The sequence below is a fragment of the Pseudomonas svalbardensis genome (genome assembly GCF_030053115.1).
GTDB lineage: Bacteria > Pseudomonadota > Gammaproteobacteria > Pseudomonadales > Pseudomonadaceae > Aquipseudomonas > Aquipseudomonas svalbardensis.
On record NZ_CP125619.1, the window covers coordinates 2,646,762 to 2,672,560 of the forward strand.

The window sequence follows — 25,799 nt, forward strand, 5'->3', positions numbered from 1 at the left end:
GCTTGCTCGCGATGGCGGGCGTGGTAGCGCGCCAGAAGGTGGGCGATCAACAGCTCAGACGGTTCGTTGCGCCAGTCGTGTTGGGTTTCGCCGGTGTCTTGCAGCCGGTGCAGCGCATCGGCAATCAGGACCGGATCGAGGTCTTTGCCAGCGGCCGCTTCACGCAGGCTTTTATGCCCGCCACAACAGAAGTCCAGTTTAAAGGTGTGGAAAATGCGGGTGGCGCCGGGAATGTCGCAGGCCAGTTGGCCGAGGCTTTGTTCCAATAGAGTCAGGCTCATCAGGGGTTCCTTGTTTGGATTTCAACGGTTCCCCAGGCTCATGGCGGCATGCCATATTTAACGTATTGAAAAATATGGCTTAATTTTTAGTGGTGGTGATATGCACCCAGACGCTTTAGGGTGAATCCAACCATAGAGGGTAAAAACTACCATGCTGCGTGAAAGCCTGGCGGCCGACCTGATTGTCGAGTTGCCCAATGCCGTGCGGTTGCAACGACTGGTCCAGACCCTGCGCGAGTACTTCAACAGTGGCGCCGTGGGATTGCTGCGTCTGGATGATGACAGCCTGAGGCCGGTCGCGACGGTGGGGCTGGTGCATGAAGCGTTGGGCCGCCGGTTTGTCATCGCCCAGCATCCGCGGCTGGCGGCGATCATGGCGTCGCGCGAAACCACCTGGTTCGAGCCCGACAGTCGCCTGCCGGATCCCTATGACGGCTTGCTCGACGACCACGTCGGCGAACCGCTGCCGGTGCACGACTGCATGGGCGTGAGCCTGTATGTGGAGGGGCGGATCTGGGGCGCGATCACTCTCGATGCGCTGCACGCCGGGACCTTCGACAGCCGTGCGCGGGAAGAACTCAAACGCTGTACCTTGCAGATCGAAGCCGCCGTGCGAGTCACCCGGCTTGAGCAGGAAAACCGCAGCCTGCGCTTGTCCCGCAGCGATATTCAAGACGTGCGCAGGCCGGCTGATGAAGGCGAAATCCTCGGGCAGAGTGAGGTGCTGCATCAGTTGCTCAATGAACTGGACGTACTGGCCGATTCCGAGTTGCCGGTGTTGCTGCTGGGCGAGACCGGCGTCGGCAAGGAGCTGTTCGCCCGGCGCTTGCATCGTCTGTCGCGCCGCAGTCATAAGCCGCTGGTGCAGGTCAACTGCGCTGCCTTGCCGGAGTCGCTGGCAGAGAGTGAATTGTTCGGCCATGTCAAAGGCGCATTTTCCGGCGCCACCAGTGACCGTGCCGGACGTTTCGATGCGGCCAACGGTGGCACGCTGTTTCTCGACGAAGTCGGTGAATTGCCATTGGCCGTGCAAGCGAAGTTGCTGCGCACCCTGCAGAACGGCGAGATCCAGCGCCTCGGCGCCGACAAGCCGTTGCATGTCGATGTGCGAATCATCGCCGCGACCAACCGGCACCTGCCGGACAGCATCCGCGACGGCTTGTTTCGGGCCGATCTGTATCACCGGCTCTCGGTGTACCCGGTGCCGATTCCGCCGCTGCGCGAGCGAGGTAATGATGTATTGATGCTGGCCGGGCATTTCCTTGAACTCAATCGGGCGCGGCTCGGTCTGCGCGGTTTGCGTCTGTCGCCGGCGGCCGAGCGAGCGCTGCTGACTTACAGCTGGCCGGGCAACGTGCGCGAGCTGGAGCATGTGATCAGCCGAGCCGCGTTGAAGCAGCTCAGTCGCGGCACAAGTCGTGCCCTGATCATGACGCTGGAACCCGAGATTCTGGACCTCGACAGTGCCATGGACGGGCAGGGCGCGGTCGTCGAAAGTCCCCTGGACGTGACGGCTGATGAGCCATTCCTGCCCCTGGGTGAAGCGGTCGACGATTACCAGCGCAAGAAAATTCTCCAGGCCTTGAGCCTGTCCGGGGAAAACTGGGCCAGCGCTGCGCGGATTCTGGAAGTCGATCCCAGCAACCTGCACAAACTGGCTCGGCGTCTGCGCCTCAAATAAGGCTGGGCATGCTCAGTGTTGATGGTGGTCAAGGTGCTGTTGCGCAGTGCATAGCACACTGGGCAGAACCTTTTTGGAGATCACCGTCATGCCCCTTTCCCTGGCACAGATGCGCCGCAACTACACCCTTTTTGGCCTGCAAGACGAGTCGGCGCTGGACGACCCGATGGCGATGTTCCGGCAATGGATGCAGCTGGCCCGCGACACCGAGCGCGCGCCTGTCGAAGCCAACAGCATGGTGTTGGCAACGGTCGACAGTGAAGGGCGCCCGCACTGCCGGGTCCTGCTGCTCAAGGGTTTGAGCGATGAAGGCTTTACTTTTTTCGGCAATTACCAGAGTGATAAAGGCCAGCAACTGGCCGCCAACCCGCATGCCGCCATGACCTTTTTCTGGCCGGGACTGGAGCGTCAGGTGCGTATCGAAGGCCAGGTCACCAGGCTCGACCCGACGCTGTCGGATGCGTACTTCGATTCCCGCCCACAGGACAGTCGCCTGGGCGCCTGGGCTTCACCGCAAAGCCGGCCGTTGGTCAATCGGGCCGAGCTTGAATCGCTGTTGCTACAAACCACCCAACGTTTTGCCGGCAAGACCGTGCCGCGGCCCGAACATTGGGGCGGCTACTGCTTGCACCCTGAGCGTCTGGAATTCTGGCAAGGCCGTGCCGACCGCTTGCATGACCGTCTCGATTACCGTTTGCGCGATGGCGTATGGCAACGCAACCGCTTGGCGCCTTGAACGCTCTTTGATTCTGTGGAGGTACCTCCTTGGAGGAATAGGCTCGCTTGCCATTCCGGTTCAGGCTTTGGGCCATACCTCATCTACGGGAAGGCTTGGATATGGCCCATCTGGCGCAACGCACCTTTGAACCCTTGAACATTGCCGTGCTGACCATCAGCGATACGCGCACCTTTGACACCGACACCTCGGGGCAGACTCTGACGGATTTACTGCAAACGGCCGGGCATGTATTGATCGATCGTGATCTGGTCAAGGACGACATTTATCAGATCCGCGCCAAGGTTTCCCACTGGATCGCCGATCCTCAGGTTCAAGTGATACTGATGACCGGCGGCACCGGCTTCACCGCGCGCGACAACACTCCGCAAGCGGTTTTGCCATTGCTGGACAAACACGTGGAAGGCTTCGGTGAACTGTTCCGTCAGGTGTCCCTAGTGGAAATCGGCATGTCCAGTCTGCAATCCCGGGCGTTGGCCGGGATGAGCAACGGCGTGCTGGTGTGCTGCGTTCCGGGTTCGCCGGGCGCGTGTCGAACCGCCTGGAACCAGATCCTGCTCGAACAATTGGACAGCCGCACCGGCCCGTGCAATTTCGCCCCGCATTTGAAACCGCAAGGGCAACGGGTCACCGACGCCTGCGAGACCCGCTCATGACTGGCCGGGTGTGCGACCTCGGCCATCTGATGCCGGTGGACGAGGCCATCAGCCGTCTGCTGGATCAGGCACCGCCGCCGCCCCTGGCGCAAAAGATCGGACTGGATCAAGCCTTGGGGCGGGTTCTGGCGGCGGACATTCATTCCCCTGTCAACCTGCCGGCCTGGGACAACAGTGCCATGGACGGTTACGCCCTCAGGGCCGCTGACCTGCCACCGGACGGCGGCTGTTTGTCGATTGGTGGACGAATTGCGGCGGGTGATCCGGCGTGTTCCCCCTTGCTCGCGCAGCAGGCGGTACAGATTTTTACCGGCGCGCCATTGCCGCCGGGTGCCGACACGGTGGTGCCGCAGGAGCGCTGCCGGATCGATGGCGAGCGTGTCTGGTTTCCGCCCGTAAGCGCTGGCGATCACGTGCGCAAGGAAGGCGAGGAGGTTCGCCGGGGAGACCTGTTGCTCCAGGCCGGTAAACGCCTGCGTGCGCAAGAAGTGGGGTTGCTGGCCGGCGCTGGCATCGCGCGGGTCGAGGTTTATCGACCGTTGCAGGTGTGCTTGCTCAGCAGCGGCAATGAACTGCGTGAGCCGGGCGATCCATTGGCGCCGGGGCAGATTTACAACAGCAATCGTTACTGCCTCGCGGCGTTGTTGAGTGGCTGGGGCGTCGAGGTGCACGACTATGGCGTCATGGCCGATGAGTTGGCGGCCAGCCGGCATGCCTTGAGCCTGGCGTCCTCGGAATGCGACCTGCTGTTGAGTTCCGGTGGCGTCTCGGTGGGCGAGGAAGATCACCTTAAACAGGCCATCGAGGAACTCGGTAGCCTGGATTTCTGGCGGCTGGCCATTCAGCCGGGTAAACCGCTGGCGTTTGGCGAAGTGGCCGGCAAACCCTGGATCGGCATGCCGGGCAATCCTTCGGCAGCGCTGATTACCGCGTTGGTGGTGGTGCGTCCGTTCCTGCTCAGGGCCCAGGGCGTGAAAGACGTGTTGCCGGTGCCAATGGCCGTGCCCGCCGGGTTCGACTGGTTGCAGCGCAACAAGCGTCGGCAGTACCTGCGGGCAAGACTCACTCCCGACGCTAACGGCCAGTTGAGTGTGGAACTGCACCCTCAGCAAAGCTCGGCGATGTTGACTGCCGCGTGTTGGGCCGACGGGTTGGCGGTGATCGAGTGCGAGCAGCAAGTGCTCAAGCACGACAACGTGATGTTCCTGTCCTTCGCCGACCTGATGCATTGATGGCAATTGATTGCCGTCAAGGCTCTGTCTGCCGGTCTCGCTAGACTGGCAGCGCCTTTTTCGATCGCTGCGCCACAGGCATCGATGGAGGATCGAGACGCGTTTTTCCATGAGGATTACCCATGCAACTGGTCTGCCCGGCAGGGAACCTGCCTGCGCTAAAAGCGGCAGTGCGCCAAGGCGCCGATGCCGTCTATGTCGGTTTTCGCGATGACACCAATGCCCGGCATTTCGCGGGGCTGAACATGGACGATAAACAGTTCGACGCAGCGGTCGCTCACATCCGCCAGCATCAACGCAAACTCTACGTCGCGGTCAACACCTACCCGCAACCCAAGGGCTGGGAACGCTGGCAGCGAGCGGTTGATCGTGCCGCCGATTTCGGCGTGGATGCGCTGATCGCCGCCGACCCCGGCGTGCTCAACTACGCCAGCCAGCGGCATCCGCAATTGGCGTTACACCTGTCGGTCCAGGGCTCGGCAACCCATGCCGCGGCGCTGGAGTTTTATGCGCAGCGCTACGGGATTCGTCGCGCGGTGCTGCCGCGGGTGTTGTCGTTGGCGCAGGTGCGCCAGGTCGCCGCGAGCAGCCCGGTGCCCATCGAAGTCTTTGGCTTCGGCAGCTTGTGCATCATGGCCGAAGGGCGTTGCCATCTGTCTTCCTACATCACCGGCGAGTCGCCCAACCTCTGCGGTGTCTGTTCGCCAGCCAAAGCGGTGCGCTGGAGCGACGACGCGGAAGGTTTGAGCGCACGGCTCAGTGAAGTGCTGATCGACCGTTACACCCCTGACGAACCGGCCGGTTACCCAACCCTGTGCAAAGGCCGTTTCCTGGTCGGCGGCAAGCGTTTTCATGCGCTGGAAGAACCCACCAGCCTCGACACCCTGGATTTGCTGCCGGAATTGACGGCCATCGGCGTCGAGGCGGTCAAAATCGAGGGCCGGCAACGCAGCCCGGCCTATGTCGAACAAGTCACCCGCGTCTGGCGCGCGGCACTGGATGCCCATCGCGGCTCACCGGGCAGTTTTCGGGTCAAGGAAGAATGGCGCCGGGTGCTGGCCGGTTTGTCCGAAGGCAGCCAGACCACCCTGGGTGCATATCATCGATCATGGCAATGAGGGAGGCGACATGAAGCTCAGCCTTGGACCGGTCCTGTTTTATTGGGACAAAGAGCAACTCAGCAACTTTTACGCCGAGATGTCGGCCTTGCCCCTGGATGTGATTTATCTGGGGGAAACCGTGTGTTCGAAACGCCGGGCCTTTTCACTGGATCAATGGCTGGGTCTGGGGCGCGAGTTGCAGGAATGCAGCCAGGCACAACTGGTGATCTCCAGCCTGACGCTGATCGAAGCGGCCTCCGAGCTCTCCAGCCTGCGGCGGCTCTGCGACAACGGCCAATTGCTGGTTGAGGCCAACGACATGGGCGCGGTGCAGTTTCTGGCCGAGCGCAAGTTGCCGTTCGTGGGCGGCCCGGCGCTCAACCTGTACAACGGTCATACGCTGGCGCAACTGCTGGACTGCGGGATGACCCGTTGGGTGCCGCCGGTGGAATGCTCGGCGGCGCTGATTGGCGATGTGCTCGATCAAGTGCGCGAACTGGGCCGTGAGGTGCCGGAAGTCGAGATCTTTGCCTACGGACATTTGCCGTTGGCCTATTCCGCGCGCTGCTTCACCGCTCGGGCGGAAAACAAGCCCAAGGACGACTGCCAGTTTTGCTGCATCAACTACCCCGACGGTCTGCCGCTGACCAGTCAGGAGGGGCAGGCGCTGTTCACCATTAACGGTATACAAACGATGTCGGCCGAGGTGACCAATCTGCTGGCGGATTACACCGGGCTGGTGGCCTGTGGCGCCGACTTGTTGCGTCTGAGCCCTCGCGCTCAGGGCATGGCCGAGGTCATTGCCGCCTATCAACGGGTTCGGCTGGGCGAGACACCGCCGCTGTTCGTCGACGGTTGTAACGGCTACTGGCATGGCCAGGCCGGCATGTTGCGCGTCGAGGGGGTCGGCCTGTGTTGAACCGTAAAAAGTGGTTGTTGAAAGGCGCCGACCGGTTATTGCCGCTGGTGCGCCGGGTGCCTTTTGCGGTGCAGCGCCTGGCGTTGCAGCAGGCGCTCAATCGCTGCCTCGCCGAGCCGTTGCGCGATGGCGAATTTGAAGTATTGCGTGGGCGTTGGTTGTGTCTGCGGATCCCGGACCTGGGTTTGTCCTGGTTCCTGACGCTGACCCGTGAAGGGTTGCGAATTGCTGAACACGCCACGGCGCATGTGACCATTAGCGGTAACTGGCGAGAGTTTTTATTGCTGGCGAGTCGTCAGGAGGATCCGGATACGTTGTTCTTTCGCAGGCGTTTGGTGATTGAGGGTGATACGGAGTTGGGGTTGGCGTTGAAGAACCTGATCGACAGTCTGGATCCTGATGTGTTGCCGGTGTGGTTGTGGCGCAATCTGGAGCGGGCGGGGAAGGGGTTGGCGGCCGGTTAGCCGAGCTGTATTTTTGGTTGGAGTACATTTCCATTTCTGCGGTAACGGCTGCTTAGGGTTCCGCCCTGACGGCGGGCCACTTGGAAAAGCGCCAAGTAACCAAGCGCTCTTGCCCCTGACGTACGGTGCCTCGCCTAGGCTCGGCATGCCCTCGCTCCGGTCCTGCTCCGTGGGCCCGCCGCCATCGGCCATCCATGGCCGGGGGCGGCTACCGCGGCATCCTTGCCGCGGTGCCCACTGCGCAGAACCTGCGCTCGGCCTTCCGACGGGGCAGATCAGGATCAAGATCACGATCAAAAGCCAAAGTGGGGCGGCCTGATAGCCGACCTGATGTCTGTCAAGGTCATCGGCGGTGGACACCTATGTCATGCCCGCCAAAAATCCAACTGTGGGAGCGAGCCTGCTCGCGAAGGCGGACTTACATTCAACATTGATGTCGACTGACAGGGCCTCATCGCGAGCAGGCTCGCTCCCACAGGGGAATGCGTACGCTTGAAGAGACAGGCCGGCCGGTAGGCCGCCTCGCTTTTGCGGTGCACGCCCCCTCGAGAGGCCGAGTGGAGGTTCTGCGTAGTGGGCAACCCGGCATGGATGCCGGGTTAGCCGCCCCCGGCCATGGATGGCCGATGGCGGCGGGCCCACGGAGCAGGACCGGAGCGAGGGCATGGCGAGCCTAGGCGAGCCACCGAACGACAGGGGCATGAGCGCTTTGGTTACTTTCGCGCTTTTCGAAAGTGACCCGCCGTAAGGGCGGAACCCTAAGCCGCCGTTACCGCAGAAATGGATATGTACTGAGCCAAAAGACGCCATCGCGAGCAGGCTCGCTCCCACATTTGATCTGCGTTGCCCTCAAACCATCAGTTCAGAGGCGTGATTCTGCCGAGCATCACTGGCAATCAACTGCTTGATCCCTTCAAATAACTCATCCCCCTGCGCCTCCGTGCGGTCCTCACCATAGCGCTTGCGCAACCCGTAATGGCTAAGAATCAAATGCACATCCGCGTGCAGACCATGCTGCTTCAGGCAGTTTTCAACGCATTGCAACGGGCAACCGTCCAGCGCAAAAATCCGCCGTCCCGAGCGTGCCTTGTTGACCAGCGCCGCCACATGCCCGCCGACCCCGACGATGCAGGACATTTCAGCCGATCCGCTGCGATCAAGCCGCACGGCCAGGGCGTTGGCCAGTTGGGCGACGTTGGAGCAGCCTGAGCAGGCGTAAATAAGGGGCAAGGTTGAACGGGACATGAGCGTTCTCCGTGGATGGACTTCTTCAGTGTGCAAGGCCGGTGGCGTTGCGCATTGACTGCGGTCAATTCCGTCTATTGGAACGCCGCGAGATCCTCTTCGGCGAGGATACTGATACTGCGGCGTTCCATCGCGATCAGGCCGCTGTCCACCAGGCGGTGCAAGATCCGCGAAAAGGTTTCCGGCTGGATGCCCAGCTTCGAGGCCACCAGGCGTTTGGACACCTGCAAGACAATCAAACCGCTGACCGGGTTGCGTTCCTGGAACAGGAAATTGATCACCCGCCGGCTCGCACTGGCCATGGTCAAGGTGTCGATGTCGCGCAGACGCAGGTGCAAGTGCACGCTCATGCTCGCCAGAATGGCCAGGCAAACCTTCGGCTGGTCCTCGAGTGCATTGCGGTAATGGGTGCCCTCGATACTCACCAGCACGCTGTCCTTCAGCGCCGTGGCGCTCACCGGGTAAAGACGGGCCTGGCTGAACAGCAAGGCTTCGGCAAACGTCTGGCCGGGCTGAATGATCTCCACCAGGTTTTCCTGACCTTCGCCGGTAAGCCGGTACAACTTGATCTGGCCGCTGACCAGCAGGAAAAAACGCTTGGCCGGATCGCCTTGGTGCATGAGCGTGCTGTGGCAACTCAGGCGCTTGAGCATCGCCAGGCCGCAGACTTCCTCGAAGATTTTCTCCGGCAGTTGGCTGAACAGATGATGACGACGCAACGTTAAAACGATGGAAGGGTGGGTCAGCATGGCGTACCTCCGCTGACGCTCATAGTAGAGAGCGCCGGCCGGATGACCTATGCCTCTGCCGGCCTACCTCCAAGGAGGCATGCCCCTCAGCCCGCATTGCGCAGATGCTCCATGGCCCACACCGCCGCCTCGACCCGTGAGCGCAAACCGAGTTTGTGCAGCAGGTTTTTCACATGAACCTTGACCGTGCCTTCGGTGATGCCCAGCTTGTGCCCGATGACTTTGTTGCTGAAGCCGCTGGCGATGGTTTTCAGCACCTGACGTTCACGCTCGGTCAGTTCCACCACGGTCTGGCGCTGCGGTGAGCGCAGCGCCTGGGCCATGACTTGGGTCAGCCCCGGGCTGATCACCAATTCGCCGTTCAAGGCATTGCGGATGTACTGAATCAGCAGTTCGGGTTCCATGTCCTTGAGCAGATAGCCGTCGGCATCCAGACGCAATGCGTCGCGAATATCGTCTTCGGCATCCGAGACCGTGAACAGCAGCACCTTGCCGGTGTAGTGCATCGCCCGTAATTGGCGCAGGGTTTCAATGCCATTCATCTGCGGCATGTTGTTATCGAGCAACACCAGGTCCGGTTGCAGCGGCTCGATCAGACTGAGTGCTTCTTCGCCGTTGTTGGCTTCACCGACGATCAGGAAATCATCTTCGAGTTCGAGCATCTGGCGGATGCCGTGACGCATCATCGGATGGTCGTCAACCAGCAGGATGGTGTGTTGCAGGGACGGGTTCATGTGACGCTACCTTCTGTTTGCTGCCCGAGAAACTCCGGTTGGAATTCCAGTTGGACGCGGGTGCCTTGCGGCTCCCTAGAGACTATTTCGAGTTGACCGCGCAAGCTGCGGGCCCGCTCATCCATGATTTTCAGGCCGTGGTGTTCGCGTTGGTCGACGTTGCCGCTGAAGCCACGCCCGTCGTCTTCGACGATGAGCCTGACGGTTTCACCGTCCTGACGCAGTTGCAGCCAGGCGTTCTGCGCATGGGCGTGGCGCAAACAATTGGAGAGCGCCTCGCGAGTGATCTGCAAGATGTGGATTTGCTCGCTGGCCGATAACTGAAAGGCCAGCGCGTCGACGTGCAGGTGCACCTGAAATTCCCCGCGACGGGAGAACTCCTCGGCGGTGTCCTTGAGTTCCTGCACCAGTCCCGCATCGTGAATCTGCAAGCGAAAGGTGGTCAGCAACTCGCGTAACTGGCGGTAGGCATTGTTCAGCCCTTCGCGCAGTTCGGCGGTGACGTTTTCCAGGGTTTCGACCGTTTCGCCACGACGCATCAGGGTTTGCAGGCGGCTGACTTGCAGCTTCATGTAGGACAGGGCCTGGGCCAGTGAGTCATGCAACTCGCGAGCAATGATCGTGCGTTCGTCGAGCAACAGCAGGCGATGATCCTGTTCCCGTTGACGCTTGAGCGACAGCGAGGTGCCGATCAGGTTGGCCAGGGCCTGGATCAGTTGGGTTTCCCAGGCTTGGGTCGGATGTCCGTCGACAAAATGCGCCTTGAGTTCGCCCAGTTCACTGCCCTGATTGCTGATGCTGAACGTTTGTGGACTGGCTTTATGGTGCTTCTGGCACGTGGCGCAGTCGCTGCTGGCGCAGACTTCCCGGATGTTCGCGCCGTGGAGGGCGAGCAACTGCTGGGCCGGTGCCTGCATTTGTCCTTGCAGGCACAGCGACAGGCGTAAGCCGGGCAAGCGTTGCTGGAAACGCCGGATCAACTCATCCAGGCCTTCGGCATTGGCCAGGCGTGTGGCCAGGCTTCGACTGCTTTGGTACAGCAACTCGAGGGCGGCATTGGCTTGTTGCAGGTTCAGGGTTTTTTGCTGGACCTGACTCTCAAGGGTGCGATGCGAGTCTTCGATCGTCTCGGCCATGGCGTTGAAACTCATGGCCAACTGGCCCAGTTCGTCCTGGGATTGATGGTTGACCCGCACCTTGAAATCGCCGCGACGAAAGCGCTGGGTCGCATCCACCAACTCTTTCAAGGGCATGACGACCCCGTACTGCAATTCGTAGAGCCCAATCAGCAGGACGAACAGGGTGGTGAACAAGGCCAGGCCCTGGATCACCTGTTGCCAGCCTTGCTTTTGTTCGCTTTGGCGCTGCAACAGGTTGACGAACTGGTTCAGTTGTTCAACGAAGGGCAGGGCCTGGACCTGAAAATAGGCGGCATCGCCGCGCTCCAGTGCCGGGCGCAAATCCTCGTTCCAGTGTTGCTGGATTTGCCCGTAGCTGATTTGCAGGGCGGCGGTCGGGCCATCTTCCAGCACTGCCTTGAGTGACTGGCTGTTGAGGCGGGTTTGCAGGCTGTCGCTGATGGCGATGATTTCTTCGCCGGTTGCACCCGCGGCCAGTTTCCAGCTCAGGTGGTAAGTCTCCATGCGCACCGAGCCTGCGGTGTTGATGGCAGCGGCATCACCCTGGCTGAACCAGGCGATCAGTCCGGCGCTTAACGAACTGGCGAGGGCGAGCACGGCGATCAGGATCACCGCCAGCCCGGCGCGAGCGGGCAGGGAACTGCGCAACCAGCGCACCATCAGCGCAGGTCCGGGAAAAAATCAGGAAAACAGAGCATGTGCAGTTCCAGGATGGGGTTTTGCCGCCGATCCCGGGCGCGCTACCTCTAAAGAGTTGTCGACTGATCCTTGTCAGCAAAAACCTTGGAAGAAAACCTTAAGACGCTGATAAACCGCCGGTTTTAGGGTTTTCCTGTACTACCTCCTTAGAGGTAGACCGCACAAGCATAGGCCTATGCCCCCTAGGGCTTCGTTGACATGGATCAAGTTTTTGCGGGGTTGGCCTCTCTAGTCTGCCGCCATGGCTAACTGACTGGAGAGCATTGTGAACCAACCGCATGTACGACAAGGCTTGGTGCTGGGCATGAGCACACTGGCCTTCACTGTCTGTTTCATGGTCTGGATGATGTTTGCCGTGCTCGGGGTGCCGATCAAGGACCTTCTCCAGCTCAACGAAACCCAATTCGGCCTGCTGGCGGCGACCCCGGTGCTGACCGGCTCGCTGGTGCGGTTGCCGCTGGGTCTGCTGACCGACCGCTTTGGCGGGCGCAGCGTGTTCTTCCTGTTGATGCTGGCCTGCGTGGCGCCGCTGTACCTGATCAGTCACGCCACCGCCTACTGGCAGTTCCTGGTGCTGGGCTTGTTCGTTGGGCTGGCCGGTGGTTCGTTCTCGGTCGGGATTGCCTACGTCGCCAAATGGTTCGACAAGGAGAATCAGGGCTTTGCGATGGGCATCTTCGGCGCCGGTAACGCCGGGGCTGCGGTGACCAAATTTCTCGCCCCGGCGCTGATCGCTGCCGGCAGCTGGCAGTTGGTGCCGAAAGTCTTCAGCGCGATCCTCTTTATTACGGCGCTGTTGTTCTGGTTCTTCAGCGCCGAAAACAAGGACCACCGCAGTGCCACCGGCGCCACCTTGCGTGAGCAATTGAGCTCGCTGAAGGACCCGGCGGTGTGGCGCTACTGCCAGTACTACTCGATCGTCTTCGGAGGTTATGTCGCCCTCGCGCTGTGGATGACCAAGTACTACGTGCAGGAATACGGTTTCAGCCTGCAAAGCGCGGCGCTGTTGGCGGCCTGTTTTTCCCTGCCCGGTGGCGTGCTGCGTGCGGTCGGCGGCTGGATGTCGGATCGCTGGGGTGCGCAAAGCGTGACCTGGTGGGTGTTGTGGGTCAGCTGGGTCTGCCTGTTCCTGCTCTCGTATCCCCAGACCCAACTGCAAGTGCAAACGGTCAACGGTCCGGTGGATTTCCACATCGGCCTCAATCCCGCGCTGTTCACCGTGCTGCTGTTCGTCATGGGCATCGCCTTCGCTTTCGGCAAGGCCTCGGTCTTCAAATACATCGCCAACGACTACCCGAAAAACATGGGCGCGGTGTCCGGCATCGTCGGCCTCGCCGGTGGCCTGGGCGGTTTCGTGCTGCCGATCTTGTTCGGCGCCCTGGTGGACCTCACCGGCGTGCGCTCTTCCTGCTTCATGTTGATGTACGGCGTGGTCTGGGTCTCCCTCACCTGGATGTACTTCAGCGAAATACGCAAAAGCGCGGTGCTGGGTAAAGCGCCGCTGCTGACCCCGTCCCCGATTTCCAGCATTGCCCTAGGAGAAGAACATGTCCGTTCTGCAAAAGCCTGACAAAGGCCCGGTCATTCATGACTGGCGCCCCGAGGACCCAGCATTCTGGGGACGTAGCGGCAAACAGACCGCCACGCGCAACTTGTGGATTTCCATTCCTGCGCTGCTGCTGGCCTTTGCGGTGTGGATGGTCTGGAGCACGGTGATCGTGCGTCTGAACGCCATCGGTTTCACCTTCACCACTGACCAGTTGTTCTGGCTGGCGGCATTGCCGGGGCTGTCCGGGGCGACCTTGCGCGTCTTCTATTCCTTTATGGTGCCGATCTTCGGTGGCCGTCGCTGGACCGCCCTGAGCACCGCGTCACTGTTGTTGCCCTCGATCTGGATGGGCTTCGCCGTGCAGGACCCGAGCACCTCCTACAGCGTGTTCGTGTTGATTGCCTTGCTCTGCGGTTTTGGTGGCGGCAACTTTGCCTCGAGCATGTCCAACATCAGTTTCTTCTATCCCAAGTCGCAACAGGGCACAGCCCTTGGCCTCAACGCCGGGCTGGGTAACCTGGGCGTCTCGGTGATGCAGTTCTGTGTACCGCTGGTGATTACCTTCGGCGTGTTCGGTTTCATGGGCGGCTCGCCGCAAGCATTGCCGGACGGCGGTCAGTTGTGGTTGCAAAACGCCGGCTTCATCTGGGTGCCGTTCATTGTCTTGGTGACGGTGCTGGCCTGGTTCGGCATGAATGACCTGTCCAGTGCCCGTGCTTCCTTCAGCGAGCAAGCGGTCATCTTCAAACGCAAACACAACTGGCTGATGTGCTGGTTGTACCTGGCGACCTTCGGTTCGTTCATCGGTTTCTCCGCTGCGTTTCCGCTGCTGATCAAAACCTCTTTTCCTGATGTCATCGCGTTGAAATTCGCCTTCCTCGGCCCGTTGGTCGGTGCGCTGGTACGCCCATTGGGCGGCTGGCTGGCGGACAAGCTCGGCGGCGCGAAGGTGACCTTGTGGAACTTCGTGGCGATGATCGTGATGGTCTTCGGCGTCATGCACTTCCTGCCGCAGGACGGTGAGCCCGGCAACTTCTACGGCTATCTCGGCATGTTCATGCTGCTGTTCATTACCACGGGCATCGGCAACGGCTCCACCTTCCGCATGATCCCGGTGATCTTCCGCACCCAGCACGAAAAGGCCTCGGCCGGAAAACCACCCGCCGTGCGCGAACAAGCGCTGAAGAATGCCGGCAAAGAGTCAGCCGCCGTCCTGGGCTTCAGTTCGGCCATGGGCGCCTTCGGTGCGTTCTTCATTCCCAAATCCTTCGGCACTTCGATGGCCCAGACCGGCGGCCCGGAGATGGCCTTCTACATGTTCGTCGGCTTTTACCTGAGCTGCATCGTGGTGACCTGGTGGTGGTACGCGCGCAAAGGCGCCGCGACACCCTGCTGAGTCGAGCCCGAATCCAACCATTGCGTGGGCGGGGCACAGACTCCGCGACAAAGCCTGAGAGGACTACACCGTGAGTCATTTACTGGATCAACTGAAGTTTTTCAATCGCAAGCAAAACGAGTTTTCCGACGGTCATGGCGAGACCCGCAAAGAGTCTCGCGACTGGGAGAACGTCTACCGTTCGCGCTGGCAGTACGACAAGATCGTGCGTTCCACCCACGGGGTGAACTGCACCGGTTCGTGCTCGTGGAAAATTTACGTCAAGAACGGCCTGATCACCTGGGAAACCCAGCAGACCGACTACCCGCGTACCCGTAACGATCTGCCGAACCATGAGCCCCGTGGCTGCCCGCGTGGTGCCAGTTACAGCTGGTACATCTACAGCGCCAACCGGCTCAAGTACCCGAAAATCCGCAAGCCGTTGCTCAAGCTCTGGCGCGATGCGCGGCAAACCATGGCGCCGGTCGAAGCCTGGGCCAGCATCGTCGAGGACAAAGCCAAGGCCGACTCCTATAAAAGCAAGCGCGGCATGGGTGGCTTCATTCGCTCCAACTGGGAGGAAGTCAACGAGATCATCGCTGCCGCCAACGTCTATACGATCAAACAGTACGGCCCTGACCGGATCGTCGGTTTCTCGCCGATTCCAGCCATGTCGATGGTCAGCTATGCCGCAGGCTCGCGTTACCTGTCGCTGATCGGCGGCGCCTGCCTGAGTTTCTACGACTGGTACTGCGACTTGCCACCGGCCTCGCCGATGGTCTGGGGCGAGCAAACCGACGTGCCAGAATCGGCCGACTGGTACAACTCCAACTACATCATCGCCTGGGGCTCCAACGTCCCGCAGACCCGTACCCCCGACGCGCACTTCTTTACCGAAGTCCGTTACAAGGGCACCAAGACAGTCGCGATCACCCCGGACTACTCGGAAGTCGCCAAACTCACCGACCTGTGGCTGAACCCTAAACAAGGCACCGATGCGGCGCTGGCCCAGGCGTTCAACCATGTGATCTTCAAAGAATTCCACCTGGACAAACCGAGCGCCTATTTCACCGACTACGCCAAGCGCTTCACCGATTTGCCGGTGCTGGTGCTGCTCAAGCAAATGGTCGACAAGGCACCAGGCGCCGGTTACCAGCCGGACCGCTTCCTGCGCGCCAGCGACCTGACCGACAACCTCGGCCAGGAAAACAACCCGGAATGGAAAACCATCGCCCTCGATGTCAGCGGCGAACTGGTGTCCCCTCAGGGTTCCATCGGTTATCGCTGGGGCGAGAAGGGCAAGTGGAACATCCTGCCTCGTGAAGGCGGCGAAGGCCGTGAGATCGATCTGAAACTGAGCCTGATCGGCGATGACGTCGCCGAAGTGGCGTTCCCGTATTTTGCCGGCGAGTCCCACGAGCACTTCCAGCACGTGGCCGGCGATGCCGTGCAATACCGCCGCGTGCCAGTGCATAACGTGGTGCTGGCGGACGGCAGCGTGGCCAAAGTCGCCACTGTGTTCGACCTGTCGGCCGCCAACCTGGCCATTGATCGCGGCCTCGGTGGCGAAAACGTCGCCAAGGATTACGACGACGCCTCGGTGCCCGGCACCCCGGCGTGGCAGGAGCAGATCACCGGCGTCAGCCGCGAGAAAGCCATCCAGATTGCCCGTGAGTTCGCCGACAACGCCGACAAGACCAAGGGCCGCTCGATGATCATCGTCGGCGCGGCGATGAACCACTGGTACCACATGGACATGAACTACCGCGGGCTGATCAACATGCTCATGCTCTGCGGGTGTGTCGGTCAGACCGGTGGCGGTTGGGCACATTATGTCGGTCAGGAAAAACTCCGCCCGCAATGCGGCTGGCTGCCCCTGGCGTTCGGCCTGGACTGGAACCGTCCGCCTCGCCAAATGAACGGCACCAGCTTCTTCTACGCTCACAGTTCGCAGTGGCGCCACGAGAAGATGAGCATGCACGATGTGCTCTCGCCGCTGGCCGATAAATCGCAATTCCCTGAGCATGCCCTGGACTACAACATCCGCGCCGAACGTGCCGGCTGGTTGCCCAGCGCACCGCAGCTCAACACTAACCCGCTGCACATTTGCCGCGACGCGGCTGCGGCCGGCATGGACCCGAAAGACTACGTGGTCAAGTCGCTGCAGGACGGTTCGCTGCGCTTCTCCTGCGAACAGCCGGACAGTCCGGTCAACTTCCCGCGCAACATGTTCATCTGGCGTTCCAACCTGCTGGGCTCCTCGGGCAAGGGCCACGAGTACATGCTCAAGTACCTGCTGGGCACCAAAAACGGAGTGATGAACGAAGACATCGGCCAGGTCGGCGATTGCAAACCTGAAGAAGCCGAATGGGTGGACGAGGGCGCCATCGGCAAGCTCGACCTGGTCACCACGCTGGACTTCCGCATGTCCTCGACCTGCGTCTATTCCGACATCGTGTTGCCGACGGCAACCTGGTACGAAAAAGACGACATGAACACCTCGGACATGCACCCGTTCATTCACCCGTTGTCGGCCGCCATCGACCCGGCGTGGGAATCGCGTTCCGACTGGGAAATCTACAAAGGCATCGCCAAGGCGTTTTCCAGCATGTCCGAAGGGCATTTGGGCGTTGAAAAGGACCTGGTGACCATCCCGCTAATGCACGACAGCGTCGGCGAGCTGGCCCAACCGTTTGGCGGCACCGACTGGAAAAGCGCCGGTGTGGCCCCGGAACCGGGCAAGAACGCACCGAACCTGCATGTGGTGGAGCGTGACTACCCGAACATCTACAAGCAGTTCTCGTCCCTCGGGCCATTGCTGGAGAAACACGGCAACGGCGGCAAAGGCATCAACTGGAACACCGAAGACGAAGTGAAATTCCTCGGTGAACTCAATCACAAAGAAGGCGATGCCGGTATCAGCCAGGGTCGGCCGAAAATCGACACGGCGATCGATGCCGCTGAAGTGATTCTGTCGCTGGCACCGGAAACCAACGGCCAGGTCGCCGTCAAGGCCTGGGCCGCGCTGTCGGAATTCACCGGCATCGACCACAGCCACCTGGCGCTGTCCAAAGCCCACGAGGCCATCCGTTTCCGCGACATTCAGGCACAGCCGCGCAAGATCATTTCCAGCCCGACCTGGTCGGGTCTCGAAGACGATCACGTCAGCTACAACGCCGGCTACACCAACGTTCACGAAGGAATCCCATGGCGCACCATCACCGGTCGCCAGCAGTTCTATCAGGATCACCCGTGGATGCAGGCGTTCGGCGAGCAACTGATGAGTTATCGGCCGCCGGTCAACACCCGCACCATCGAAGGGGTGAAAGGCAAGCGCAGTAACGGCCACAAGGAAATCGTCCTGAACTGGATCACCCCGCACCAGAAGTGGGGCATCCACAGCACCTACAGCGACAACCTGCTGATGCTCACCCTCAGCCGTGGCGGGCCGATTGTCTGGCTCTCGGAGAACGACGCGAAAAGCGCCGGTATCGAGGACAACGACTGGATCGAGTGCTTCAACATCAACGGTGCACTGACCGCCCGAGCGGTGGTCAGCCAACGGGTCAAGGACGGCATGGTGATGATGTACCACGCCCAGGAACGGATCGTGAACGTGCCCGGTTCGGAAACCACCAAGACCCGTGGCGGCCACCACAACTCGGTCACCCGCGTCGTGCTCAAACCGACCCACATGATCGGCGGCTATGCCCAGCAGGCGTACGGTTTCAACTATTACGGCACCGTCGGTTGCAACCGCGATGAGTTTGTCGTGGTGCGCAAAATGTCCAAAGTCGACTGGCTCGATGGTTCAAGTGGCGATGATCTGCCGCGTCCCCTGCCGACCGATATTGAGGAGAACTGAGATGAAGATTCGCTCACAAATCGGCATGGTTCTGAACCTGGACAAATGCATCGGTTGCCACACCTGTTCGATCACCTGCAAAAACGTCTGGACCAGCCGCGAAGGCATGGAATACGCCTGGTTCAACAACGTCGAATCGAAACCCGGGATCGGCTACCCGAAAGAATGGGAAAACCAGGACAAGTGGAAGGGCGGCTGGATCCGCAATGCCAACGGCACGATCAACCCGCGCATCGGCGGTAAATTCCGCGTGTTGGCGAACATTTTCGCCAACCCGGACCTGCCGAGCCTCGACGACTACTACGAACCGTTCGACTTCGATTACCAGCACCTGCACACCGCGCCGCTGGGCGAGCATCAACCCACCGCGCGCCCGCGTTCGCTGATCTCCGGCAAGCGCATGGAGAAAATCGAGTGGGGCCCGAACTGGGAGGAAATCCTCGGCACCGAATTCGCCAAGCGCCGCAAGGACAAGAACTTCGACAAGATCCAGGCGGACATTTACGGCGAGTACGAAAACACCTTCATGATGTATTTGCCGCGTCTGTGCGAGCACTGCCTCAACCCGACGTGCGCAGCGGCTTGCCCGAGCGGGGCGATCTACAAGCGTGAGGAAGACGGCATCGTCCTGATTGACCAGGAGAAATGCCGTGGCTGGCGCATGTGCATCAGCGGCTGCCCGTACAAGAAGATCTATTTCAACTGGAAGAGCGGCAAGTCCGAGAAATGCATCTTCTGCTACCCGCGTATCGAAGCCGGGATGCCGACTGTTTGCGCGGAAACCTGCGTCGGGCGCATCCGCTACCTCGGTGTGCTGCTGTATGACGCCGACCGGATCAGCGAAGTGGCGAGCACCGCCAATGAGCAGGACCTGTACGAGAAACAACTGGAGATCTTCCTCGATCCGAATGATCCGGCGGTGATTCGTCAGGCACTGGAAGACGGGGTACCGCAGTCGGTGATCGATTCAGCCCAACGTTCACCGGTCTACAAAATGGCCGTGGACTGGAAACTCGCACTGCCGCTGCACCCGGAATACCGCACCTTGCCGATGGTTTGGTACGTACCGCCGCTGTCGCCGATCCAGAACGCCGCCACTGCCGGCACCGTGGGTATGAACGGGGTGATCCCGGATGTCGACAGCCTGCGCATTCCACTGAAGTACCTGGCCAACCTGCTGACGGCGGGCGATGAAAAACCGGTCAAGCGTGCGCTTAAACGCTTGCTGGCGATGCGCGCCTACAAACGTTCCGAGCAAGTCGACGGCGTTCAGGACCTGCAAGTGCTGGCGGATGTCGGCCTGAGCGTGGCCCAGGTCGAGGAGATGTATCGCTACCTGGCGATCGCCAACTACGAAGACCGTTTCGTGGTGCCGAGTGCCCACCGTGAAGACGCCATGAGCGATGCCTTCGCCGAGCGTTCCGGGTGCGGCTTCAGTTTCGGCAGCGGTTGCAGCGGCAGTTCCGACACCAACATGTTCGGCGCCAAGAAAGCCAACCGCCGCGACATCCTGAAAACCGTCCAGTTGTGGGAGGAATGAGCATGCAAATTCTCAAAGTGATTTCGCTGCTGCTCGATTACCCGACCGAGACGCTCATTAGCGGTCGCGACGAACTGGAGCAAGCGATCATCCAGTCACGGGAAATCAGCCCGACGCAGCGTGGTGCGTTGTTCGAATTGCTCGAGCTGATCTGCGCCAATGACTTGATGGACGGGCAGGAGCACTACGGTGCGCTGTTCGGTCGGGGGCGCTCGTTGTCGCTGCTGTTGTTCGAGCATGTGCACGGTGAATCCCGCGACCGTGGCCAGGCGATGGTCGACATGATGGCGCAATACGAAGAAGCCGGTTTTGCCATCGGCGTCAAAGAGCTGCCCGATTACATCCCGCTGTACCTGGAGTTCCTGTCTACCCGCGAAGACATTGAGGCCCGCGAGGGCCTGGCGGATGTTTCGCACTTGCTGGCCTTGCTCGCGGCGCGTCTGGAAGAGCGTGAAAGCGCCTATGCCAGCTGCTTCCGGGCGCTGCTGCAAATTGCCGGGGCCGAGCCGCATCAGGCGGTCGCCGACCTGCGGGCGCAGGTCGCGGCCGAACCTCGCGACGACTCCCTCGAAGCCCTCGACAAGATCTGGGAAGAGGAGGCCGTGGACTTTCTCCAGGCCGAACAGCAGGACCGTTGCAGCTCACTGCCAAGCGCACCGGGCAAGGCCCGTGAGGAAAGCGCGGTGCCGTTGCATTGGGTGGATTTTCAGCATGAAGGGTTGGCCGCCGTGCCAGCCAAGGAGGTAGGCAATGTCTAAATGGAACCTGTTGTTGTTCGGGGTCTATCCCTACGTCGCTTTGGCCATTTGCCTGATCGGCAGTTGGGCACGCTTCGACCTGTCGCAATACAGCTGGAAGGCAGGTTCGAGCCAGATGCTCAACCAACGCGGCATGCGCGTGGCGAGCAATTTGTTCCATGTCGGTGTGCTGTTCGTGCTGGCCGGACACTTTGTCGGCTTGCTGACCCCAGCGTCGATTTATCACCACGTGATCAGCACTGAGAACAAGCAGTTGCTGGCAATGGTCTCGGGCGGGTTCTTCGGCCTGCTATGCCTGATTGGCCTGCTGATGCTGGTTAACCGGCGGCTCAGCGACCCTCGGGTTCGCGCGACTTCCAGCCCTTCGGACATCCTGATTCTGCTGGTGCTGCTGGCGCAATTGCTGCTCGGTCTGCTGACCATCGTCGCGTCCACCGGCCACATGGACGGCTCGGTCATGGTGATGCTTGCCGATTGGGCACAGAACACCGTGCTGTTGCGTCCGGTGGAAGCCGCGGCGGCCATCGCGCCGGTCGGGCTGATCTACAAGTTGCATGTGTTTCTCGGTTTGACCCTGTTTGTGCTGTTCCCCTTCACCCGTCTCGTACACATGATCAGCGCACCGATCTGGTACCTGGGGCGTCGTTATCAAATCGTTCGTCAGAAGTACTGAGGAGACAATCATGTCAGGTGGATGTGGATGTGGTGGTAACGGGGGCAGCGGTGGCTGCGGTTCTTCCAAAAAAGCGGAGGCTGTTCTCGACATCGCGCCAGTCGCAGCGGCGCAGTTTGAAGCGCTGCCGGTTGAGCCTGCGGTGGCCGATGACGCCCCGGCGCAGTTGATCGCCAGCAGTGAACAGGAGTGGCCGATCATCAGCGTCAACGAGGTGTCGATCACCCCGGAGGCGATGGCCCAGGAGCTGCAATATCACCCGGCTGAAAGCCGTGAGGAGGCGGTCTATCTGGCGGCCCGGGCACTGGTGATCCGCGAGTTGTTGCAGCAGCGCATCAACGAACTCGGTGTGTCGCTGGAGATCGGCGCCGGTGAGAACGAAGAAGAAGCGGCCACGCGCTTGCTGCTCGAACGTGAGGTGAAAGTGCCGCAGTGCGACGAGGAAACCAGCCTTCGTTACTACGAAAACAATCGCGGGCGCTTCCACAGCGCGCCGTTGCTGGCGGTGCGGCACATCCTGCTCGAATGCGCACCGGACGATGTCGAGGCCCGCGAGCTGGCGCGTGTTCAGGCGGAAATCCTGTTGCAGCGCCTGGAAGAATTCCCCGGCAGTTTCGCCGAGCTGGCCGTGAAATTTTCGGCCTGCCCGTCGAAAGCTCAAGGTGGTTCTTTGGGGCAGATCAGCAAGGGCCAAACCGTGCCCGAACTGGAGCGTCAGCTGTTCACCCTGGCTCCGGGCCTGGCCAGCAAACCGCTGGAAAGTAGATACGGCTGGCATGTGGTCAGTGTCGATCAGCGGATCGAAGGCATGCCATTACCCTATGAAGTGGTGTCGACGGCGATCCGCACGCAGTTGCAGCAAGGCGTCTGGCAGAAAGCGCTGGTGCAATACCTGCAAACCCTGATCGGTGCGGCGGATATTCGCGGCATTCACTTGCAGGGCACCGACTCACCGCTGGTGCAGTGAGCATCGAGGCAAACCGGGAGAAGTGATGAACGCTGTGATGCAGGATGGTTTTGGGCGGCAGATAGATTATCTGCGGATGTCGGTGACGGACCGCTGTGATTTTCGCTGTGTGTATTGCATGGCAAAAAACATGACGTTCCTGTCACGTCAGCAGGTGCTCACGCTGGAGGAATTGCAGCGCCTGGCGACGCTGTTCGTTGGCCTGGGTGTACGCAAAATCCGTCTGACCGGCGGCGAGCCGCTGATCCGTCCCGGCATTGTCGGACTGTGCCGTAACATCGCCACGTTGCCCGGTTTGCGCGAACTGGTGATGACCAGCAACGGCTCGCAACTGGGCCGTCTGGCCCGGCCGTTGGTCGACGCTGGGGTCAATCGGATGAACATCAGCCTCGATAGCCTGGATGGGCAGAAGTTTCGGGCGATCACCCGTAACGGCGACCTCGATCAGGTGCTCAACGGCATCGAAGCCGCGCGGGATGCGGGCTTCGAGCGGGTCAAACTCAACTGTGTGGTGATGAAAGGGCGCAACTTCGATGAAGTCCTGGGCTTGGTGCAATACGCCATCGATCAGCGCATCGATATCAGTTTTATCGAGGAAATGCCTTTGGGCGACGTCGGTCGTTCCCGGGGCGAGTCGTTTTGTTCCAGCGAGGAAGTACGGGCGCTGATCGCCAGCCAGCATCGGTTGCTCGACAGTACCGAAAACAGCGGTGGACCGGCGCGCTATGTGCGTCTGGAACGCCATCCCGAGACACGCATTGGTTTCATTTCGCCCAACAGCCACAACTTTTGTGGCAGCTGTAATCGGGTGCGGATGACTGTTGAAGGGAAGCTGTTGCTGTGTCTGGGGCAGGACGATGCCCTGGATTTAAGAGGATTGCTGCGGCGTTATCCGCTGGATGATCAACCCGTGATCAGCGCGGTTCAGAAGGCCTTGCGCGGTAAGCCGCTGCGCCACGATTTCAGCCCCGACGGAGAGGTACAGATTGTGCGATTCATGAACATGAGTGGCGGTTGATTCGGGTGGTCTGTGCTTGTTCCGAAATCCACCCCTCACCCCAGCCCTCTCCCCATAGGGGAGAGGGGGAAAGGGGGCCGATCTTCATGCTTTTCGAGCCTGAGTTCGACTCGGGCTCTCAGGTCGATGTAACTCTAAAACCAACTCGGTCAGTCCCCTCGCCCCTCTGGGGCGGTCCGACGTTTCGGGAGGGTTAGGGTGAGGGGTGGATTTCAGATCAGAGTGTTTCCCCCCGGCTTACCAACAGTTTTCCTTTGCCGTCTTCGGGCGTTTTTTTTTGCCGGAAAATCTTGATATCGATCAATTGCAGATCAGCACTTTGTCCGTAGCCTTACCGCATGTTGTGTTTATTATTAATTAAACATCTATATGTAGTGTCTGGAGGCCAAATGCAGAGCACGCTGATCGCAGTAGGATGTAACCGCTTGCACAAACGCGATGGCAGTCAGGTCGCCTTCGATGCCGACAAAATCCGTCAGGCATTGATCGCTGCCGGCAAGGCGACGGGGGAGTACGGCGAGGTTGAGGTTGAAGGCTTGCTTCAGGCGGTGTTGGCCAGGCTCGAAGGATTGCCAAGACTCCACGTCGAGCAAATCCAGGACCGTGTTGAGCGGGTGTTGATGGACGCCGGTTTTTTCCTCGCCATGCGGGCCTACATCGTCTACCGCGAACAGCACGGGCGCTTGCGCCGCGACCGGCGGACCCTGGTCGAAGTCGCGACCTCAATGAACGAATACCTGAATCGTGAAGACTGGCGGGTCCAGGCCAACGCCAATCAGGGTTACTCCCTGGGCGGTCTGGTGTTGAACGTGTCGGGCAAGGTGACCGCCAACTACTGGCTGGACGAGGTGTACAGCGAGGCCATCGGCCAAGCTCACCGCGAGGCGGATTTGCATGTGCACGACCTCGACATGCTGGCCGGTTACTGCGCTGGCTGGTCGCTGCGCACCCTGTTGCACGAAGGGCTCAACGGTGTGCCGGGGCGTGTCGAAGCCGGTCCGCCGAAGCACTTGAGCAGTGCCCTGGGGCAGATGGTGAATTTCCTCGGCACCCTGCAAAACGAATGGGCCGGCGCCCAGGCGTTCAGCTCGTTCGACACCTACCTGGCGCCCTATGTGCGCAAGGATCAATTGAACTTTCAGGAGGTGCGCCAAGCGATTCAGGAGTTCATCTACAACCTCAATGTGCCCTCGCGCTGGGGCACCCAGACGCCGTTCACCAACCTGACCTTCGACTGGGTGTGCCCGCAGGATTTGCGGGAGCAGATACCCGTCATCGGCGGTGAGGAAATGCCATTTGCCTATGGCGACCTGCAAGTCGAAATGGAGCTGCTCAACCGCGCTTACATCGAGGTGATGCAGGCCGGCGATGCGAAAGGGCGGGTGTTCACCTTTCCGATCCCGACCTACAACATCACCCACGACTTTCCGTGGGACAGTGAAAACGCCGACCGCCTGTTCGAGATGACCGCGCGTTACGGCTTGCCGTACTTCCAGAACTTTCTCAATTCGGACCTGCAACCCAATCAGGTGCGCTCGATGTGCTGCCGTTTGCAGCTGGATGTTCGCGAGTTGCTCAAACGTGGCGGCGGCTTGTTCGGCTCGGCGGAGCAGACCGGATCGCTCGGCGTCGTCACCATCAACTGCGCGCGGTTGGGCTATGTGTTCAAGGGTGATACCAGCGGTTTGCTGCAGCGTCTGGACACGCTGATGGAACTGGCGATGGAAAGCCTGGAGGTCAAACGCAAGGTGATTCAGCACCACATGGATGCCGGTTTGTACCCATACACCAAGCGATACCTCGGAACCCTGCGCAACCATTTTTCCACCATCGGCCTCAACGGCATGCATGAAATGCTGCGCAATTTCACCGGTAACGAGGAGGGCATGCACACCGAGCACGGCCGTCAGTTTGCCCTGAAGATGCTCGATCATGTGCGTGCCACGTTGCTGCGTTTCCAGGAAGAAACCGGCCACATGTACAACCTGGAAGCGACGCCCGCCGAGGGCACGACCTACCGCTTCGCCAAGGAAGACCTCAAGCGCTACCCCGATATTCTCCAGGCCGGCAGCGCGCAAGCGCCGTATTACACCAACTCCTCGCAACTGCCCGTGGGCTACACCGAAGACCCCTTCGAGGCCCTGGAACTTCAAGACGAGCTGCAATGCAAATACACCGGCGGCACGGTCTTGCACCTGTACATGGCCGAGCGGATTTCTTCGACCGAGGCCTGCAAGCAACTGGTGCGCAAAGCCCTTGGCCGCTTCCGCCTGCCGTACCTGACCGTGACCCCGACATTCTCCATCTGCCCGGTGCACGGCTACCTTGATGGCGAGCATGAATTCTGCCCCAAGTGCGACGAAGCACTGCTGCTGCAAGAGCAGAAGCTCGGCACCGTTCATTGATTTCGATCCACTCT

At 60.6% G+C, this 25,799-nt stretch carries 20 protein-coding genes and 1 pseudogene; 16 read left to right on the top strand and 5 right to left on the bottom strand.

Annotated features, from left to right (window positions below; all coding sequences use genetic code 11):
- Nucleotides 1-2 precede the first annotated feature (2 nt).
- A pseudogene (locus tag QFX16_RS12085) lies at nt 3-281 on the bottom strand (DUF542 domain-containing protein); the annotation flags it as partial.
- A gap of 151 nt (nt 282-432) precedes the next feature.
- Here QFX16_RS12085 and norR point away from each other — a divergent pair.
- The 7 genes from norR to ubiT all read left to right on the top strand — a co-directional run bounded on the left by norR (nt 433) and on the right by ubiT (nt 7,069).
- A complete protein-coding gene (norR, locus tag QFX16_RS12090) occupies nt 433-1,962 on the top strand; it encodes a nitric oxide reductase transcriptional regulator NorR (RefSeq protein ID WP_283184087.1) in 1,530 nt (509 codons plus the stop codon).
- Between the two features lie 88 nt (nt 1,963-2,050).
- Entirely contained in the window at nt 2,051-2,698 is a 648-nt protein-coding gene (pdxH, locus tag QFX16_RS12095) for a pyridoxamine 5'-phosphate oxidase (protein WP_283184088.1), read from the top strand.
- Between the two features lie 101 nt (nt 2,699-2,799).
- On the top strand, nt 2,800-3,354 hold the full coding sequence (moaB, locus tag QFX16_RS12100) for a molybdenum cofactor biosynthesis protein B (protein ID WP_283184089.1): 555 nt from the start codon (nt 2,800-2,802) through the stop codon (nt 3,352-3,354).
- The gene (locus QFX16_RS12105) at nt 3,351-4,586 is read left to right on the top strand and encodes a molybdopterin molybdotransferase MoeA (RefSeq protein WP_283184090.1); all 1,236 of its coding nucleotides are present in this window, start codon (nt 3,351-3,353) and stop codon (nt 4,584-4,586) included. Before moaB ends, QFX16_RS12105 begins: the two co-directional genes overlap by 4 nt.
- A 122-nt stretch (nt 4,587-4,708) precedes the next feature.
- On the top strand, nt 4,709-5,704 hold the full coding sequence (gene ubiU, locus QFX16_RS12110; protein ID WP_283184091.1) for a ubiquinone anaerobic biosynthesis protein UbiU: 996 nt from the start codon (nt 4,709-4,711) through the stop codon (nt 5,702-5,704).
- A 10-nt stretch (nt 5,705-5,714) separates the two neighbouring features.
- Nucleotides 5,715-6,605, top strand: a complete 891-nt coding sequence (locus tag QFX16_RS12115) for a U32 family peptidase (RefSeq protein WP_283184092.1) — start codon at nt 5,715-5,717, stop codon at nt 6,603-6,605.
- Complete coding sequence (gene ubiT / locus QFX16_RS12120) at nt 6,599-7,069, top strand: ubiquinone anaerobic biosynthesis accessory factor UbiT (protein ID WP_283184093.1); 471 nt, start codon at nt 6,599-6,601, stop codon at nt 7,067-7,069. The genes QFX16_RS12115 and ubiT overlap by 7 nt, the downstream gene beginning before the upstream one ends.
- An 849-nt stretch (nt 7,070-7,918) precedes the next feature.
- On the opposite strand, the gene QFX16_RS12125 is transcribed toward ubiT, so the two are convergent.
- The 4 genes from QFX16_RS12125 to QFX16_RS12140 all read right to left on the bottom strand — a co-directional run bounded on the left by QFX16_RS12125 (nt 7,919) and on the right by QFX16_RS12140 (nt 11,596).
- A complete protein-coding gene (locus QFX16_RS12125; protein ID WP_283184094.1) occupies nt 7,919-8,314 on the bottom strand; it encodes a putative zinc-binding protein in 396 nt (131 codons plus the stop codon).
- Nucleotides 8,315-8,388: 74 nt separating this feature from the next.
- Nucleotides 8,389-9,063 carry a Crp/Fnr family transcriptional regulator gene (locus tag QFX16_RS12130; RefSeq protein WP_283184095.1) on the bottom strand — a complete coding sequence of 225 codons (675 nt, stop codon included), beginning with the start codon at nt 9,061-9,063 and terminating at the stop codon, nt 8,389-8,391.
- Between the two features lie 86 nt (nt 9,064-9,149).
- Complete coding sequence (narL, locus tag QFX16_RS12135; RefSeq protein ID WP_283184096.1) at nt 9,150-9,797, bottom strand: two-component system response regulator NarL; 648 nt, start codon at nt 9,795-9,797, stop codon at nt 9,150-9,152.
- Entirely contained in the window at nt 9,794-11,596 is a 1,803-nt protein-coding gene (locus QFX16_RS12140; protein ID WP_283184097.1) for a HAMP domain-containing protein, read from the bottom strand. Before QFX16_RS12140 ends, narL begins: the two co-directional genes overlap by 4 nt.
- Nucleotides 11,597-11,900: 304 nt before the next feature.
- On the opposite strand from QFX16_RS12140, the gene QFX16_RS12145 reads away from it, so the two are divergent.
- The 9 genes from QFX16_RS12145 (at nt 11,901) to QFX16_RS12185 (ending at nt 25,785) form a co-directional block, all read left to right on the top strand.
- A complete protein-coding gene (locus QFX16_RS12145) occupies nt 11,901-13,205 on the top strand; it encodes an MFS transporter (protein ID WP_283184098.1) in 1,305 nt (434 codons plus the stop codon).
- Nucleotides 13,183-14,580 carry a NarK family nitrate/nitrite MFS transporter gene (locus tag QFX16_RS12150; RefSeq protein WP_283184099.1) on the top strand — a complete coding sequence of 466 codons (1,398 nt, stop codon included), beginning with the start codon at nt 13,183-13,185 and terminating at the stop codon, nt 14,578-14,580. The genes QFX16_RS12145 and QFX16_RS12150 overlap by 23 nt, the downstream gene beginning before the upstream one ends.
- Before the next feature lie 70 nt (nt 14,581-14,650).
- Nucleotides 14,651-18,424 carry a nitrate reductase subunit alpha gene (locus tag QFX16_RS12155; RefSeq protein ID WP_283184100.1) on the top strand — a complete coding sequence of 1,258 codons (3,774 nt, stop codon included), beginning with the start codon at nt 14,651-14,653 and terminating at the stop codon, nt 18,422-18,424.
- 1 nt (nt 18,425) lies between these two features.
- Complete coding sequence (gene narH, locus QFX16_RS12160) at nt 18,426-19,964, top strand: nitrate reductase subunit beta (RefSeq protein WP_123366640.1); 1,539 nt, start codon at nt 18,426-18,428, stop codon at nt 19,962-19,964.
- A gap of 2 nt (nt 19,965-19,966) precedes the next feature.
- A complete protein-coding gene (gene narJ, locus QFX16_RS12165; protein WP_283184101.1) occupies nt 19,967-20,722 on the top strand; it encodes a nitrate reductase molybdenum cofactor assembly chaperone in 756 nt (251 codons plus the stop codon).
- Nucleotides 20,715-21,395: a respiratory nitrate reductase subunit gamma gene (narI, locus tag QFX16_RS12170; RefSeq protein ID WP_283184102.1), complete on the top strand. Its 681-nt coding sequence runs from the start codon at nt 20,715-20,717 to the stop codon at nt 21,393-21,395. The genes narJ and narI overlap by 8 nt, the downstream gene beginning before the upstream one ends.
- Before the next feature lie 10 nt (nt 21,396-21,405).
- On the top strand, nt 21,406-22,362 hold the full coding sequence (locus QFX16_RS12175; protein WP_283184103.1) for a peptidylprolyl isomerase: 957 nt from the start codon (nt 21,406-21,408) through the stop codon (nt 22,360-22,362).
- A 25-nt stretch (nt 22,363-22,387) separates the two neighbouring features.
- Nucleotides 22,388-23,380: a GTP 3',8-cyclase MoaA gene (gene moaA, locus QFX16_RS12180; RefSeq protein ID WP_283184104.1), complete on the top strand. Its 993-nt coding sequence runs from the start codon at nt 22,388-22,390 to the stop codon at nt 23,378-23,380.
- A 389-nt stretch (nt 23,381-23,769) separates the two neighbouring features.
- Nucleotides 23,770-25,785: a ribonucleoside triphosphate reductase gene (locus tag QFX16_RS12185; RefSeq protein ID WP_283184105.1), complete on the top strand. Its 2,016-nt coding sequence runs from the start codon at nt 23,770-23,772 to the stop codon at nt 25,783-25,785.
- Nucleotides 25,786-25,799 lie beyond the last annotated feature (14 nt).